Consider the following 15,552-nt stretch of genomic DNA (forward strand, 5'->3'; position numbering starts at 1 on the left):
GACCCCCTTCATCTCCACCGCTGATGCGGTGCACCGCCGCCACCCCGCGGCGTCCGCATGTTGGAACGGAGTATCCGGTTCCCGAGAACCGTTCCATCATGTAACCTGCACGAAATTTTGCGCTTACCCGCAGAGGGCCAACGTCGTCCCTATGCCCATGCATATGCCACGACGACGACGGGAGAGCCGATGCGTACGCCGCGCCAGCCGTCCCAGCAGCCCACGAATGGCCAGAAGTGGTCCTTCATGGATGCTCGCCCTGCCGCGCAGGGTATGTACGACCCCCGCAACGAGCACGACGCCTGTGGCGTCGGCTTCGTGGCCACCCTCACCGGCGAGGCGAGCCACGCGCTGGTCGAGCAGGCGCTCACGGTGCTGCGCAACCTGGAGCACCGCGGTGCGACCGGAGCCGAGCCCGACTCGGGCGACGGCGCGGGCATCCTGTCCCAGGTGCCGGACGCCTTCTTCCGTGAGGTGGCCGGATTCGACCTCCCCGCCGCCGGCGGCTACGCGGTCGGCATCGCCTTCCTGCCCCCGGACGGCGCGGACGCCGCCGTCTCACAGATCGAGACGGTCGCCGCCGAAGAGGGCCTCACCGTCCTCGGCTGGCGTGAGGTTCCGACCGCGCCCGAACTCCTCGGCGCCACCGCCCGCTCCACCATGCCGCTCTTCCGGCAGGTCTTCGTCAGCGACGGCGAGACGCGGGGCATCGACCTCGACCGCAAGGCCTTCGCGCTGCGCAAGCGCGCCGAGCGTGAGGCCGGTGTCTACTTCCCGTCGCTCTCCGCCCGGACCATCGTCTACAAGGGCATGCTGACCACCGGCCAGCTGGAGCCCTTCTTCCCGGACCTGTCCGACCGGCGCTTCGCCTCCGCGATCTCGCTCGTGCACTCCCGGTTCTCCACCAACACGTTCCCGTCGTGGCCGCTCGCCCACCCGTACCGCTTCGTCGCGCACAACGGCGAGATCAACACGGTCAAGGGCAACCGCAACTGGATGGCGGCCCGCGAGTCCCAGATCGCCTCGGACCTGTTCGGCGACCAGGAGAAGATCGACCGGATCTTCCCCATCTGTACGCCCGAGGCGTCCGACTCCGCGTCCTTCGACGAGGTGCTCGAACTCCTCCACCTGGGCGGGCGTTCGCTCCCGCACTCCGTGCTGATGATGATCCCGGAGGCGTGGGAGAACCACGAATCCATGAACATCAAGGACACGGCCCGCCGCGCCTTCTACCAGTTCCACGCCACGATGATGGAGCCCTGGGACGGCCCGGCCTGCGTCACCTTCACCGACGGCACCCAGGTCGGCGCGGTCCTCGACCGCAACGGCCTGCGCCCCGGCCGCTACTGGGTCACCGACGACGGCCTCGTCGTCCTCGGCTCCGAGGTCGGCGTCCTCGACATCGACCCCGCGAAGGTCGTCCGCAAGGGCCGCCTCCAGCCCGGCCGCATGTTCCTCGTGGACACCGCCGAGCACCGCATCATCGAGGACGACGAGATCAAGGCCGGCCTCGCCGCCGAGAAGCCGTACGCGGAATGGCTGGAGGCCGGCGAGATCGAGCTGTCCGACCTGCCCGAGCGCGAGCACATCGTGCACACGCACGCCTCGGTCACCCGCCGCCAGCAGACCTTCGGCTACACCGAGGAGGAGCTGCGCGTCATCCTCGCGCCGATGGCCAAGGCCGGTGCCGAGCCGATCGGTTCGATGGGCACCGACTCGCCGATCGCCGCGCTGTCCGCCCGCCCGCGCCTGCTCTTCGACTACTTCACCCAGCTGTTCGCGCAGGTCACCAACCCGCCGCTGGACGCGATCAGGGAAGAGCTCGTGACCTCCCTGCGCTCGTCGCTGGGCCCGGCGAGCAACCTGCTGGAGCCGACGGCCGCGTCCTGTCGTAGCGTCACCCTGCCCTTCCCGGTGATCGACAACGACGAGCTGGCCAAGCTCATCCACATCAACGCCGACGGCGACATGCCCGGCATGAAGGCCGCGACCCTCTCCGGCCTCTACCGCGTCTCCGGCGGCGGCGACACCCTCGCCGCCCGCCTCGCCGAGATCTGCACCGAGGCCGACGCCGCGATCGAGAACGGCGCCCGGCTGATCGTCCTCTCGGACCGGCACTCCGACGCCGAGCACGCGCCGATCCCCTCGCTGCTGCTCACCGCCGCCGTCCACCACCACCTCATCCGCACCAAGCAGCGCACCCAGGTGGGCCTGCTGGTGGAGGCCGGTGACGTCCGCGAGGTCCACCACGTCGCCCTGCTCATCGGCTTCGGCGCCGCCGCCGTCAACCCGTACCTGGCGATGGAGTCCGTCGAGGACCTCGTCCGCGCGGGTACGTTCCTCACCGACATCGAGGCCGAGCAGGCCATCCGCAACCTGATCTACGCGCTCGGCAAGGGCGTCCTCAAGGTCATGTCCAAGATGGGCATCTCCACGGTCGCCTCCTACCGGGGCGCCCAGGTCTTCGAAGCGGTCGGCCTCGACGAGCGGTTCGTCAACAGCTACTTCAGCGGTACGGCCACCAAGATCGGCGGCGTCGGCATCGACGTCATCGCCAAGGAGGTCGCCGCCCGGCACGCGAAGGCGTACCCGGCCAGCGGCATCGCGCCCGCGCACCGCGCCCTCGACATAGGCGGCGAGTACCAGTGGCGCCGTGAGGGTGAGCCGCACCTGTTCGACCCGGAGACGGTCTTCCGCCTCCAGCACTCGACGCGCAGCAACCGCTACGACATCTTCAAGAAGTACACGGACCGCGTGAACGAGCAGTCCGAGCGGCTGATGACGCTGCGCGGACTCTTCGGCTTCAAGTCGGACCGCCCGTCGATCTCCATCGACGAGGTCGAGTCCGTCTCCGAGATCGTCAAGCGCTTCTCCACCGGCGCCATGTCGTACGGCTCCATCTCCCTGGAGGCGCACGAGACGCTCGCCATCGCCATGAACCAGTTGGGCGGCAAGTCCAACACCGGCGAGGGCGGCGAGGACGCGGACCGGCTCTACGACCCGGCCCGGCGCAGCGCCATCAAGCAGGTCGCCTCCGGCCGCTTCGGCGTCACCTCCGAGTACCTGGTCAACGCGGACGACATCCAGATCAAGATGGCCCAGGGAGCGAAGCCGGGTGAGGGCGGTCAGTTGCCCGGCCACAAGGTCTACCCGTGGGTCGCGAAGACGCGTCACTCGACCCCCGGTGTCGGCCTCATCTCCCCGCCGCCGCACCACGACATCTACTCCATCGAGGACCTCGCCCAGCTCATCCACGACCTGAAGAACGCGAACCCGCAGGCGCGGATCCACGTGAAGCTGGTCTCGGAGGTCGGCGTCGGCACGGTCGCCGCCGGTGTCTCGAAGGCGCACGCGGACGTCGTCCTGATCTCCGGCCACGACGGCGGTACGGGCGCCTCGCCGCTCACCTCGCTCAAGCACGCCGGTGGACCTTGGGAGTTGGGCCTCGCCGAGACCCAACAGACCTTGCTGCTCAACGGACTTCGCGACCGGATCGTGGTCCAGACGGACGGCCAGCTCAAGACCGGCCGTGACGTCGTCATCGCCGCGCTGCTCGGCGCCGAGGAGTTCGGTTTCGCGACCGCGCCGCTCGTCGTCTCCGGCTGCGTCATGATGCGCGTCTGCCACCTCGACACCTGCCCGGTCGGCATCGCCACGCAGAACCCGGTGCTGCGCGACCGGTTCGCCGGCAAGGCCGAGTACATCGTGAACTTCTTCCGGTTCATCGCCGAAGAGGTCCGCGAGATCCTCGCCGAACTGGGCTTCCGCACCATCGAGGAAGCCGTCGGCAAGGCCGGCACGCTGGACGTCGAGCGCGCGGTCGACCACTGGAAGGCGCAGGGCCTCGACCTGGCCCCCCTCTTCTACGTCCCCGAACTCCCCGAGGGCGCCGCCCTCCACCAGGTCATCCAGCAGGACCACGGCCTCCAGAAGGCGCTCGACAACGAGCTGATCAAGCTCGCCGCCGACGCCCTGGCCGCGTCCAGCGCCACCGACGCCCAGCCGGTCCGCGCCCAGGTCGCGATCCGCAACATCAACCGCACGGTCGGCACGATGCTCGGCCACGAGGTGACGAAGAAGTTCGGCGGTGCGGGCCTGCCCGACGACACCATCGACATCACCTTCACGGGCAGCGCGGGCCAGTCCTTCGGCGCCTTCCTCCCGCGCGGTGTCACGCTGCGCCTGGAGGGCGACGCCAACGACTATGTCGGCAAGGGCCTTTCGGGCGGCCGGGTCATCGTCCGCCCCGACCGGGGCGCCGACCACCTCGCCGAGTTCTCCACCATCGCGGGCAACACCATCGCCTACGGCGCGACCGGCGGCGAACTGTTCCTGCGCGGTCGTACGGGCGAGCGCTTCTGTGTCCGCAACTCCGGTGCCACGGTGGTCTCCGAGGGTGTCGGCGACCACGGCTGCGAGTACATGACCGGCGGCCGGGCGGTCGTGCTCGGCGAGACCGGCCGCAACTTCGCGGCGGGCATGTCCGGCGGCATCGCCTACGTCATCGACCTGAACCCCGACAACGTGAATGTCGGAAACGCGGGCGCCGTAAGCGAGTTGGACGACACCGACAAGCAGTGGCTGCACGACGTGGTGCGCCGGCACGCCGAGGAGACCGCTTCGACGGTCGCCGAGAAGCTGCTCGCCGAGTGGCCCGTCTCCGTGGACCGCTTCAGCAAGATCATCCCCAGTGCCTACAAGGCAGTGCTCGCCGCCAAGGACGCCGCCGAGCGAGCGGGTCTCTCCGAGACCGAGATCACCGAGAAGATGATGGAGGCGGCGATCAATGGCTGACCCGAAGGGCTTTCTGAACCACGGGCGCGAGGTCGCCAAGTCCCGTCCCGTGGACGTCCGGTTGAAGGACTGGAACGAGGTCTACGTCCCCGGTTCGCTGCTGCCGATCATCGGCAAGCAGGCCGGCCGGTGCATGGACTGCGGCATCCCGTTCTGCCACAACGGCTGTCCGCTGGGGAACCTGATCCCCGAGTGGAACGACTACGCCTACCGCGAGGACTGGACGGCCGCCTCCGAGCGCCTGCACGCCACCAACAACTTCCCCGAGTTCACCGGGCGGTTGTGCCCGGCTCCTTGCGAGTCGGCGTGCGTGCTGGGCATCAACCAGCCGCCGGTCACCATCAAGAACGTCGAGGTCTCCATCATCGACAAGGCCTGGGAGACGGGCGACGTCGCCCCGCAGGCCCCGGAGCGCCTCTCCGGCAAGACCGTCGCGGTCATCGGCTCGGGCCCGGCGGGCCTCGCCGCCGCCCAGCAGCTGACCCGGGCCGGCCACACGGTCGCGGTGTACGAGCGCGCGGACCGCATCGGCGGCCTCCTGCGCTACGGCATCCCCGAGTTCAAGATGGAGAAGCGGCACATCAACCGCCGTATCGAGCAGATGCGCGCGGAGGGCACCCGCTTCCGCACCGGCATCGAGATCGGCCGCGACCTCAAGGCCACCGACCTGCGCAAGCGCTACGACGCGGTCGTCATCGCCGCCGGCTCCACCACCGCCCGTGATCTCCCCGTCCCCGGACGGGAGTTGACCGGCGTCTACCAGGCGATGGAGTACCTGCCCCTCTCGAACAAGGTCCAGGAAGGCGACTACGTCACCGCCCCGATCTCGGCCGAGGGCAAGCACGTCGTCGTCATCGGCGGCGGCGACACCGGCGCGGACTGTGTCGGTACGGCACACCGCCAAGGGGCCGCCTCCGTCACGCAGTTGGAGATCATGCCCCGCCCGGGCGACGAGCGGAACGCGGTCGCGCAGCCCTGGCCGACCTTCCCGATGCTCTACAAGGTGACCTCCGCGCACGAGGAGGGCGGTGAGCGGGTCTACTCCGTCAACACCACCCACTTCGAGGGCGACGAGGACGGCAACGTCCAGTGGCTGCACCTCGTCGAGGTCGAGTTCGTCGAGGGCAAGCTGACCCAGAAGCCGGGCACCGAGCGCCGGATCCCGGCCCAACTGGTCACGCTGGCCATGGGGTTCACCGGCCCGGACCGCGAGAACGGCCTGGTCGAGCAGTTCGCCCTGGGACTCGACGAGCGCGGCAACATCGCCCGCGACGCCGACTTCCAGACCAACGTCCCCGGCGTCTTCGTCGCCGGTGACGCGGGCCGCGGCCAGTCCCTCATCGTCTGGGCGATCGCGGAGGGCCGCTCGGCCGCCCGCGGCGTCGACCGCTTCCTCACGGGAGCCAGCGAACTCCCGGCGCCGATCCGGCCGACGGACCGTGCGTTGATGGTCTGACGCTTCACGACCTGACGGTTCACGGTCTGACGGTTCATCACAAAGCGTCCCGTACAACGGCGTACGGGCGGGTCATCCGGGGAGCACCCCGGATCCCCTCGACGGCGCCTGCCCTGTCCCCGACCGGACCTGGGCAGGCGCCGCCGCATGTCCTGGCTCAAGTCCCGGACTCTCAGGGCACCTTGTACGTCTCCCCGTACACCTTCCACACCAACGGCGTCCGCAGGCTCAGGTTCCCCTCCGCCAGGAACTTCCGCTGGGCCGTGTCGATGCGGGAGGTGTCGATCCCGGGATGCTCGGCCCGCATCGTGGCGCGCCGGACATCCAGGAAGGCGTTCAAGTAGGCCTCCTCGGAGCCGCCTTGGGCAGGGGGCTCGGCGCGCTGCGTCGCGCGCTTCCTGATGCCGTAGAAACCGTCCGTGCCCGGGCCGTGGAAGACCATCGCGTCGTAGTAGATGAACTGCCCCAGCGGGCCCAGGCCGTCGCGCTTGGCGGTGCTGACCGCCGGGTCGAAGTAGATGCGGTCGCGCTCCGCGTCCTGCGCCGACTGGAAGGCCGGGACCTTCGCCTCGGCCCGCCAGGCGGCCGGGAAGCCGGGGTCCAGGCCCTGGTGGGAGTCCGTGCCGTCGACCCTGCGCAGGGCGGGGAGGTAGCGGGCGAGGCCGTTGTCGGGGTGGGCGGCGGTGTAGCGCTCGACCAGGACGAGCAGGTCGTGGGTGCCGGTGCAGAAGCCGATGATGCCCGCCGTGTAACCCTGGCCGTCGCCGATGTCCTGCACATATCCGTACGCGCTGCGCCAGTTGAGCGTCGAGTTCTCGGCGCTGGCGACAAGCTTCTGCGCGAGGTTCTTCATGGCCGGCGCGGCCAGACCCTCGGATGCTCTCCGCTGCGTCGCGGCGGACGGCTGCGCGGACCGCGCGGCGGTGTGGGTGGTGGGTGAGAAGCCGTAGGCCGTCGCGGCGATGGCGACGGGTACGGCGGCGAGCATCAGGACGCCGGCGCGTTTCATGGGGCCAGCGTAGGGGCGGTTACGTCCGTTATTCCGAGGGTTGGGGGGACATTGTGCTCGCCGGACCTCCGTGGCGTAATCTCGGTCCTTTCGCCGTGATCCGAAGGGAGCCCCCTGTGGCCGCGATCTCGCTCAGCAAGGTCGAGGAGACCGCGCCCGCGCTGGTCAGCCTGTACAAGAGCGCCGGGGTCTCGCTCCGCAAGCACGGCCTGGACGGGCAGCGGGCGGCCGTCTATCTGGTGGTCGACCACTCGGGCTCCATGAAGCCGTACTACAAGGACGGCAGCGTGCAGGCCCTCGCCGACCGGGTGTTGGGCCTGTCCGCGCACCTCGACGACGACGGGACCGTGCCGGTCGTCTTCTTCTCGACCGAGGTCGACGCGGTCACGGACATCGCCCTCGACAGTCATCAGGAGCGGATCGAACGGATCGTCTCCGGGCTCGGGCACATGGGGCAGACCAGCTATCACGTGGCCATGGACGCCGTGATCGACCACTACCTCGACAGCGGCGCGAAGGATCCGGCCTTCGTCGTCTTCCAGACCGATGGCGGACCGAGCAACAAGGCCGCCGCGGAACGGTACTTGTGCAAGGCGGCGCGGCTTCCGCTGTTCTGGCAGTTCATCGGATTCGGCAACGCGCGGAGCAAGCAATTCGATTTCCTGCGCAGGCTGGACGAGTTGGCGGTGCCGCAGAAGCGGGTGATCGACAACGCCGGTTTCTTCCCGGCCGGTTCGAACCCCCGGAGGATGTCCGACGACGATCTGTACGACCGGATGATGGGCGAGTTCCCGCAGTGGCTCGTGGCGGCCAGGGAACAGGGGATCGTCCAGTGACCCGCGCCCTGCCCGCCTCGGCCCGGACTCCCGTGCCCTGGAAGAACGGCGGCGGCGTCACGCGGGAGATCGCCGCCTGGCCCGAGGGCGCGGGCATGGACGACTTCGCGTGGCGGGTGAGCCTTGCCGAGGTCGCGGCGGACGGGCCGTTCTCGGCCTTTCCCGACATCGACCGGACCCTCACCCTCGTCGAGGGCACGGGCATGGACCTCACCGTCGGCGGCGCCCGGCACCTCGTCAACACCCGTTACGTTCCACGGGACTTCAGAGGCGACGTGCCGACCGAATGCCGGCTGCTGGACGGCCCCGTCGTCAACCTCAACGTGATGTGGCGCAGGGCAGCCGGCGCCACGACCCCCACGGTGGCCGTCGTGCGCGGGCGGCTGCGGGTGGGTGCCGATGCCCTGGTGGTGGCGCTGGACGGAACCGCCGAGGTGGCCGGAGTGACCCTCCAGCCGTACGACGCCGTCCGGTTGGGCGGTGCGGAGGCACTGCTGCACGCGCACGGCCGAACCGCGGTGATCGGAATCGGCGGGCCGGTACGGTCTTCTGACGCACCGTTGGCTTAACCGGTCCACCGTGGCACCCTGTCGGTGAACCGACGGGGAGGGCGGCCCACGCATGGACGGCGCACGATCGGTGAACGGAGCGGCGGACCCCGCACGGCCGGTGAACGGATCGGTGAACGGCGGCCGTTCGGTGAACGGATCGGCGAGCGGGTCCGCGGACGGCGGTCGGCGCGCCGAGCCCGGCAAGGGCGAGAAGCTCGCCGACTGGGCGGACGGGCGGCTCGGGCTCTACGCGATCGCCAAGTCCAACATGCGCAAGGTCTTCCCGGACCACTGGTCCTTCATGCTGGGCGAGATCTGCCTCTACAGCTTCCTCGTCCTGATCCTCACCGGCATCTATCTCACCCTGTTCTTCGAACCGAGCGGCGTCGAGGTCATCTACCACGGGTCGTACACGCCGTTGAACGGCATCCCGATGACCAGGGCCTTCGAGTCCACGCTCGACATCAGCTTCGACGTGCGCGGCGGGCTGCTGATCCGGCAGATCCACCACTGGGCGGCCGTCGTCTTCATCGCGGGCATGCTCATCCACATGATGCGGGTGTTCTTCACCGGCGCGTTCCGCAAGCCGCGCGAGATGAACTGGGTGTTCGGTTGGACCCTGTTGTTCCTCGGCATCCTCACCGGACTGACCGGCTACTCGCTCCCCGACGACCTGCTGTCCGGCACCGGCATCCGCTTCGCGGACGGCGCGATGCTGTCCGTGCCGATCGTCGGCACCTACATGTCGATGTTCCTGTTCGGCGGGGAGTTCCCGGGGCACGACATCATCTCGCGGCTCTTCCCGATCCATGTCCTGCTGCTGCCGGGCATCATGCTGGGCCTGGTGGTCGCGCACCTGATCCTGGTCTTCTACCACAAGCACACGCAGTACCCCGGCGCCGGACGCGACGAGAAGAGCGTGGTCGGCAGCCCCCTGCTGCCCGTCTACACCGCCAAGGCGGGCGGTTTCTTCTTCCTCGTCTTCGGCGTCCTCGCGATCATGGGCGGCATCGCCAGCATCAACCCCGTGTGGGCCTTCGGACCGTACCGGCCCGACCTGGTGACGACCGGCGCCCAGCCCGACTGGTATCTCGGCTTCTCCGAGGGACTGGTCCGGGTGATGCCGGGATGGGAGATCAACGCCTGGGGCCACACACTGGAGTTGGGCGTCTTCATCCCCTTCACGCTCTTCCCGCTGATCCTGGTCGCCCTCGGTGTCTACCCGTTCATCGAGGCCTGGATCACCGGCGACAAACGCGAACACCACATCCTGGACCGGCCGCGCAACATGCCCGTGCGCACCGGACTCGGGGTGGCCTGGCTCAGCCTGTACGGAGTGCTGCTGATCGGCGGCGGCAACGACGTGGTGGCCACGCATCTGCATCTCTCCATCAACGCGATCACCTGGTTCGTGCGGATCTCCTTCTTCGTCCTGCCGGTCCTCGCGTTCCTGGTCACCAAACGCGTCTGCCTCGGGCTCCAACGCCGGGACCGGGACAAGGTGTTGCACGGCCGCGAGTCCGGCCTCATCAAGATGCTGCCGCACGGCGAGTACGTCGAGGTCCACGTACCCCTCGCGCCCGACGAGCGGTTCAGGCTCACCCAGCACGAGCAGGAGCCGCCGTACGCGATCGGTCCGCTCGTCGACGCGAACGGTGTCGAGCGGCAGGTCAAGGGTGGGCAGCGGGTGCGGGCGCGGCTCGCCAAGGCGATGTTCGGGACCGAGGCGCGCATCCCCAAGCCGACGGCGGAGGAGTACAAGGAACTCACGAGCGGCGACCACCACCACTGATCCCGTCGAGCACGGCGGCCCGGCACTCACCCGGGTCGCCCCAAGCGCCGCGCAGGGCACGGGCTTTGGTCAGCCACAGCGACAGGTCGTACTCGGCGGTGTAGCCGATCGCCCCGTGCAGTTGCAGTGCGGTCCGGGCCGTCCGGTACGCCGCCTCGCACGCCGTGACCTTCGCGGCGGCCACGTCGGACTCCGTCATGGTGAGAGCGGCGCCGTAGAGCAGGGGCCTTGCGAACTCCAACGCGATCTTCGCATCGGCCAGTTGATGCTTGACGGCCTGGAACGAGCCGATGGGCACCCCGAATTGGGTGCGCTGCTTGACGTAGGCCACCGTCCTGTCGAGCAACGCGAGCCCGACCCCGAGCGCCTGGGCGGCGGTGGCGAGCCGGGCCCAGATGAGGGCCTGGGCGACGGCGACGGTCACATGCGGTCCGACGGCGAGGAGTTCACCGCCGGTGGGAGCGGGGAAGAGGCGACGGGCGGGGTCGAGGGACGCGTGGGGCTCGGCCGCCGAGGGTGCGTGGCCGGGTGGGGGTCCGAGCCGCAACTCGGCTGCGGGGGGTGCGTCACCGGGCAGGGGGGTGAGCCGGGGCTCCGCCGCCGGGGATGTGCCATCGGGCAGGCGGGTGAGGCGCGACTCCGCCGCCGACCTGCCCGCCTCGGACGCCCAGCCGCTTGCCTCGGACGCCGACGCGCTTCCCCCGGATGCCGCCGTGCTCCCTCCGGGCGTCAACGTGCCTTCTCCACAAGCGGATCGGTAAGCAGCCACAGGCGCTACGGCCGTCTCCGCCACGGCCCGCCGCACCGAACCCCCCGCCACCCCCGCCGCCCGCGCCGTCAGCCGTACGTCCGCGATGTCCGCGTCCAGCGCGTACCGCCCGGTCGCCAGCGTTGCCGTCGACTCGCCGGAGGCCAGCGCGGGCAGCAGTCGCTTGGCCGGGGCGGAGTCGTCCAGGGCGGTCAGCAGGGCCGCCGCCGCGACCGTCTCCACCAGCGGTCCCGGAACCGCGTGCCGCCCCAACTCCACGAACGCCACGGCGAGTTCGACCGGCCGGAGCCCCAGCCCCTCGTACGCCTCGGGCACCGCCAGCGTGAACACCCCTGCCTCCGCGACCCGGCGCCACAACGCGAGCCCCCGCGCATGCTCGCCGCGGCTCCAGGACCGTACGACCGACGGAGTGTCCGCGGCCGTCAGCATCGCGTTCAACGAGTCGGCGAACGCCCGCTGTTCGGCATCGAGGAGGAAGCGCATCAGCGGCGTCCCTTCGGCAGGCCGAGCAGGCGCTCGGCGATGATGTCGCGCTGGATCTCGTTCGTACCGGCGTAGATGGGTCCCGCGAGGGAGAAGACATAGCCCTCGGCCCAGTCCGTGTCCGCCAACTCGCCGTCGGAGCGCAGTAGTTCGAGGGCCGTCTCGTGCAGGGCGATGTCGTACTCGGACCAGAAGACCTTGTTCAGGCTGGACTCCGGGCCGATGGACTCGCCGTCGAGGAAGCGGGAGGCGTTGGCGTAGGTGAAGAGCTGGTAGGCGCGGGCACCGATCACGGCATCGGCCACCCGGTCTCTCATGGCCCCCGAACCGCCCTGCTTCCGCCAGAGGTCGAGCAGACGGTCGGCGGTGGCGAGGAAGCGGCCGGGGGAGCGGAGGGTGAGCCCGCGTTCGTTGCCGGCGGTCGACATGGCGACCCGCCAGCCCTGGCCCGGCTCGCCGATCACGTCCGCGTCGGGGACGAAGACCTCGTCCAGGAAGAGTTCCGCGAAGGCGGGCCTGCCGTCGAGGCGGCCGATCGGGCGGACCGTGACACCGGGTGCGCGGAGGTCGAACATCAGGTAGGTCAGACCCTGTTGGGGCTTCGGTGTGTCCGGCTCGCTGCGGAACAGGCCGAACGCGCGGTCCGCGAAGGCCGCGCGCGACGACCACGTCTTCTGTCCGCTCAGCAGCCAACCGCCGCCCGTGCGCACCGCCCGCGAGGTGAGCGAGGCCAGGTCCGAACCCGCCTCCGGCTCCGACCACGCCTGCGCCCACACCACTTCACCGGTCGCCATCTCCGGCAGCACGCGCGCGCGTTGCTCCCGTGTGCCGTGGTCGAAGAGGGTCGGGGCGAGCAGGTTGATGCCGTTCTGGCCGACCCGGCCCGGCGCGCCCGCCGCGTAGTACTCCTCCTCGAAGATCAGCCACCGTACGAGGTCCACGCCCCGGCCGCCGTACTCCTCGGGCCAGGACACCACCGACCAACGGTCCGCGGCCAGTTGGGCCTCCCAGGCGCGGTGCGCGGCGAAGCCCTCCTCGGTCTCCAGGGAGGGGAGCGGGGAGGCCGGCACATGCGCGCGCAGCCAGGCACGGGCCTCGGCGCGGAATGCCTCCTGGCCGGGCGTGAAGTCGAGGTCCATCGACGGCGGTTCCTCCCCGGGAATCCTTCCCTAACAAGTGTTTGGTAGGTTAGCGTGAGCGTATGACAGGCGTCGAGAGTCCGGCATACGTCCCCGGGCACGGGCTGTTGAAGGGACGCACCGCCGTCGTCACCGCCGCCGCCGGCGCGGGCATCGGCGGGGCCACCGCGCGCCGCTTCCTCCAGGAGGGCGCGCGCGTGTTCATCAGCGACGCGCACGCGCGGCGGCTGAAGGAGTACGAGGCCGAGCTGGCCGGAGAGTTCGGCGCGGAGTCGGTGGGTGCGCTGCCGTGCGATGTCACCGACGAGGCGCAGGTGCAGGCCCTGTTCGACGCGGCGGTCGCCGCGCACGGGCGACTGGACGTCGTCGTCAACAACGCGGGCCTGGGCGGCACTTCGGACCTCGTCGACATGACCGACACCCAGTGGTCGAAGGTGCTGGACGTGACGTTGAACGGCACCTTCCGCTGCACCCGGGCCGCCCTGCGCGCGATGCGCGGGACCGGCGGCGGCGTGATCGTCAACAACGCCTCTGTCGTCGGCTGGCGCGCCCAGGCCGGGCAGGCGCACTACGCGGCGGCCAAGGCGGGCGTGATGGCGCTGACCCGGTGCGCGGCGATCGAGGCCGCCGCGTACGGGGTGCGGGTCAACGCGGTCTCGCCGAGCCTCGCCATGCACCCGCACCTGGTGAAGGTGACGACCCCCGAACTGCTGGCGGACCTCACCGCGCGCGAGGCCTTCGGGCGGTACGCGGAGCCCTGGGAGGTGGCCAACGTGATCGTGTTCCTGGCCTCGGACTACTCCTCGTACATGACCGGCGAGGTCGTCTCCGTCAGCAGCCAGCATGCGTAGCCGAGCGGGAGGTCGCGCGAGGGGCCGCACGGGGAGCCGGGGCCGGGGCACGACAATGGTCCCGTGCCGACCAAGAAGAAACCCCCGGTGACCGCCGCTCCGGCCCGCCGTCGCGAACTCCTCGACACGGCGGCCGAGGTCTTCGCCGAGCAGGGGTACAACGCCACCACCGTACGGAAGATCGCCGACCACGCGGGCATGCTCGCGGGCAGCCTCTACTACCACTTCGACTCCAAGGAATCGATGCTGGAGGAGATCCTGCGGACCTTCCTCGACGAGCTGTGGAGCGGCTACGACACCGTCCTGGACGCCGAGTCGGGACCGCGCGAGACGCTGGAGGCCCTGGTCACGGAGTCGTTCCGGGAGATCGACCGGCACCGCGCGGCCGTCGCGATCTACCAGAAGGAGAGCAGGCAACTGGTCGCGCAGGAGCGGTTCGCGTTCCTCGCCGAGTCGCAGCGCAAGTTCGAGAAGGCGTGGCTGTCCACGCTGGAGCGCGGGGTCGCCGCCAAGGTCTTCCGCGCCGACCTCGACGTCCGGCTCACCTACCGGTTCGTCCGGGACACGGTGTGGGTCGCCGCTTCCTGGTACCGGCCCGGCGGACAGCACAGCGCGGAGGAGATCGCCCGGCAGTACCTGTCGATGGTCCTGGACGGGATCGCCGTACGCACATAACTCACTGGTCTGTATGGGGAGTTGACATGGCCGAGGCCTATATCGTCGAAGCGGTACGGACGCCCGTCGGGCGGCGCAGGGGAGGGCTCAGCGGGGTGCATCCCGCCGACCTCGGGGCGCATGTGCTGAAGGCGCTGGTGGTGCGCGCGGGGATCGATCCCGCCGCCGTCGAGGACGTCGTCTTCGGATGCCTGGACACGGTGGGGCCGCAGGCCGGGGACATCGCGCGGACCGCCTGGCTGGCGGCCGGGCTGCCCGAGGAGGTGCCGGGCGTGACGGTGGACCGGCAGTGCGGGTCCTCGCAGCAGGCCGTGCACTTCGCGGCCCAGGGCGTGCTCTCCGGAACCCAGGACCTGGTCGTCGCGGGCGGCGTCCAGAACATGTCGCTCATCCCCATCGCGTTCGCCTCCCGGCAGGCCGCCGAACCGCTCGGCCTCACGGACGGCCCCTTCGCGGGCAGCGAGGGCTGGCGCGCACGGTACGGGACGCAGCCCGTGAACCAGTTCGCCGGCGCCGAGATGATCGCCGCCAAGTGGGGAATCAGCAGGCAGGACCAGGAGGAGTTCGCCCTCCGCTCGCACCGGCGGGCCCTGCGCGCCATCGACGAGGGCCGCTTCGAGCGGGAGACGGTGGCCTACGGCGCGGTCGCGGTCGACGAGGGCCCGCGCCGGGACACGTCACTGGAGAAGATGGCCGGCCTGAAACCGGTCGTCGACGGCGGCACCATCACCGCCGCCTGCTCCTCCCAGGTCTCCGACGGCGCGGCGGCGATGCTGCTCGCCTCCGAACGGGCCGTACGCGAACACGGGTTGACGCCCCGCGCCCGCGTCCACCACCTCTCCGTCCGCGGCGAGGACCCGATCCGCATGCTCTCGGCGCCCATCCCGGCCACCGCCCACGCCCTGAAGAAGACCGGCCTGACCATCGACGCCATCGACCTCGTCGAGATCAACGAGGCCTTCGCCCCCGTCGTCCTCGCCTGGCTGAAGGAGACCGGCGCGGACCCCGACAGGGTCAACGTCAACGGCGGCGCGATCGCGCTGGGCCACCCCCTCGGCGCGACCGGCGTCAAACTCATGACCACCCTCCTCCACGAACTGGAGCGCACCGGCGGCCGGTTCGGCCTCCAGACCATGTGCGAGGGCGGCGGCCAGGCCAATGTGACGATCATCGAACGGCTCTGAGACCGGCTCGCGT

The 15,552-nt window shown here is 70.2% G+C and carries 11 protein-coding genes; 8 read left to right on the top strand and 3 right to left on the bottom strand.

Annotation, left to right across the window (positions count from 1 at the left end):
- Nucleotides 1-189: 189 nt before the first annotated feature.
- Together gltB and ACIRRY_RS10915 are read left to right on the top strand one after the other, a co-directional pair.
- The gene (gene gltB, locus ACIRRY_RS10910) at nt 190-4,794 is read left to right on the top strand and encodes a glutamate synthase large subunit (RefSeq protein WP_403970525.1); all 4,605 of its coding nucleotides are present in this window, start codon (nt 190-192) and stop codon (nt 4,792-4,794) included.
- A complete protein-coding gene (locus tag ACIRRY_RS10915) occupies nt 4,787-6,250 on the top strand; it encodes a glutamate synthase subunit beta (RefSeq protein WP_403970528.1) in 1,464 nt (487 codons plus the stop codon). Before gltB ends, ACIRRY_RS10915 begins: the two co-directional genes overlap by 8 nt.
- A gap of 172 nt (nt 6,251-6,422) precedes the next feature.
- On the opposite strand, the gene ACIRRY_RS10920 is transcribed toward ACIRRY_RS10915, so the two are convergent.
- Nucleotides 6,423-7,259, bottom strand: coding sequence for a chitosanase (locus tag ACIRRY_RS10920; protein WP_403970531.1), 837 nt, complete (start codon nt 7,257-7,259; stop codon nt 6,423-6,425).
- Between the two features lie 116 nt (nt 7,260-7,375).
- Here ACIRRY_RS10920 and ACIRRY_RS10925 point away from each other — a divergent pair, with 116 nt between their 5' ends.
- From ACIRRY_RS10925 to ACIRRY_RS10935, 3 genes are read left to right on the top strand one after another with little or no spacing between them, the layout of a single operon-like run.
- A complete protein-coding gene (locus ACIRRY_RS10925; protein WP_403970533.1) occupies nt 7,376-8,095 on the top strand; it encodes a vWA domain-containing protein in 720 nt (239 codons plus the stop codon).
- A complete protein-coding gene (locus ACIRRY_RS10930) occupies nt 8,092-8,664 on the top strand; it encodes a HutD family protein (RefSeq protein ID WP_403970536.1) in 573 nt (190 codons plus the stop codon). The genes ACIRRY_RS10925 and ACIRRY_RS10930 overlap by 4 nt, the downstream gene beginning before the upstream one ends.
- 52 nt (nt 8,665-8,716) lie before the next feature.
- Entirely contained in the window at nt 8,717-10,438 is a 1,722-nt protein-coding gene (locus ACIRRY_RS10935) for a cytochrome bc complex cytochrome b subunit (RefSeq protein WP_403970538.1), read from the top strand.
- Here ACIRRY_RS10935 and ACIRRY_RS10940 read toward each other — a convergent pair.
- Both ACIRRY_RS10940 and ACIRRY_RS10945 read right to left on the bottom strand, forming a co-directional pair.
- On the bottom strand, nt 10,413-11,690 hold the full coding sequence (locus ACIRRY_RS10940) for an acyl-CoA dehydrogenase family protein (protein WP_403970541.1): 1,278 nt from the start codon (nt 11,688-11,690) through the stop codon (nt 10,413-10,415). The two genes, ACIRRY_RS10935 and ACIRRY_RS10940, sit on opposite strands and share 26 nt — an antisense overlap.
- On the bottom strand, nt 11,690-12,829 hold the full coding sequence (locus ACIRRY_RS10945) for an acyl-CoA dehydrogenase family protein (RefSeq protein ID WP_403970544.1): 1,140 nt from the start codon (nt 12,827-12,829) through the stop codon (nt 11,690-11,692). Before ACIRRY_RS10945 ends, ACIRRY_RS10940 begins: the two co-directional genes overlap by 1 nt.
- Before the next feature lie 62 nt (nt 12,830-12,891).
- On the opposite strand from ACIRRY_RS10945, the gene ACIRRY_RS10950 reads away from it, so the two are divergent.
- The 3 genes from ACIRRY_RS10950 to ACIRRY_RS10960 all read left to right on the top strand — a co-directional run bounded on the left by ACIRRY_RS10950 (nt 12,892) and on the right by ACIRRY_RS10960 (nt 15,539).
- Nucleotides 12,892-13,680, top strand: coding sequence for an SDR family oxidoreductase (locus ACIRRY_RS10950; protein ID WP_403970547.1), 789 nt, complete (start codon nt 12,892-12,894; stop codon nt 13,678-13,680).
- A gap of 63 nt (nt 13,681-13,743) precedes the next feature.
- Complete coding sequence (locus ACIRRY_RS10955) at nt 13,744-14,355, top strand: TetR/AcrR family transcriptional regulator (RefSeq protein ID WP_403970550.1); 612 nt, start codon at nt 13,744-13,746, stop codon at nt 14,353-14,355.
- A gap of 26 nt (nt 14,356-14,381) precedes the next feature.
- Nucleotides 14,382-15,539 (top strand): acetyl-CoA C-acetyltransferase, encoded by a 1,158-nt coding sequence (locus ACIRRY_RS10960; RefSeq protein WP_403970553.1) that lies wholly within the window; start codon nt 14,382-14,384, stop codon nt 15,537-15,539.
- The last annotated feature ends 13 nt before the right edge of the window (nt 15,540-15,552 follow it).

The organism is Streptomyces sp. NPDC101776, from assembly GCF_044766845.1.
GTDB lineage: Bacteria > Actinomycetota > Actinomycetes > Streptomycetales > Streptomycetaceae > Streptomyces.

Excerpts from the sequence above, each read along its gene's own strand:
- ACIRRY_RS10920 (WP_403970531.1), bottom strand. The coding sequence starts at position 7,259 with ATGAAACGCGCCGGCGTCCTGATGCTCGCCGCCGTACCCGTCGCCATC.
- ACIRRY_RS10950 (WP_403970547.1), top strand. The coding sequence starts at position 12,892 with ATGACAGGCGTCGAGAGTCCGGCATACGTCCCCGGGCACGGGCTGTTG.
- gltB (WP_403970525.1), top strand. The coding sequence starts at position 190 with ATGCGTACGCCGCGCCAGCCGTCCCAGCAGCCCACGAATGGCCAGAAG.
- ACIRRY_RS10940 (WP_403970541.1), bottom strand. The coding sequence starts at position 11,690 with ATGCGCTTCCTCCTCGATGCCGAACAGCGGGCGTTCGCCGACTCGTTG.
- ACIRRY_RS10945 (WP_403970544.1), bottom strand. The coding sequence starts at position 12,829 with ATGGACCTCGACTTCACGCCCGGCCAGGAGGCATTCCGCGCCGAGGCC.
- ACIRRY_RS10935 (WP_403970538.1), top strand. The coding sequence starts at position 8,717 with ATGGACGGCGCACGATCGGTGAACGGAGCGGCGGACCCCGCACGGCCG.
- ACIRRY_RS10960 (WP_403970553.1), top strand. The coding sequence starts at position 14,382 with ATGGCCGAGGCCTATATCGTCGAAGCGGTACGGACGCCCGTCGGGCGG.
- ACIRRY_RS10915 (WP_403970528.1), top strand. The coding sequence starts at position 4,787 with ATGGCTGACCCGAAGGGCTTTCTGAACCACGGGCGCGAGGTCGCCAAG.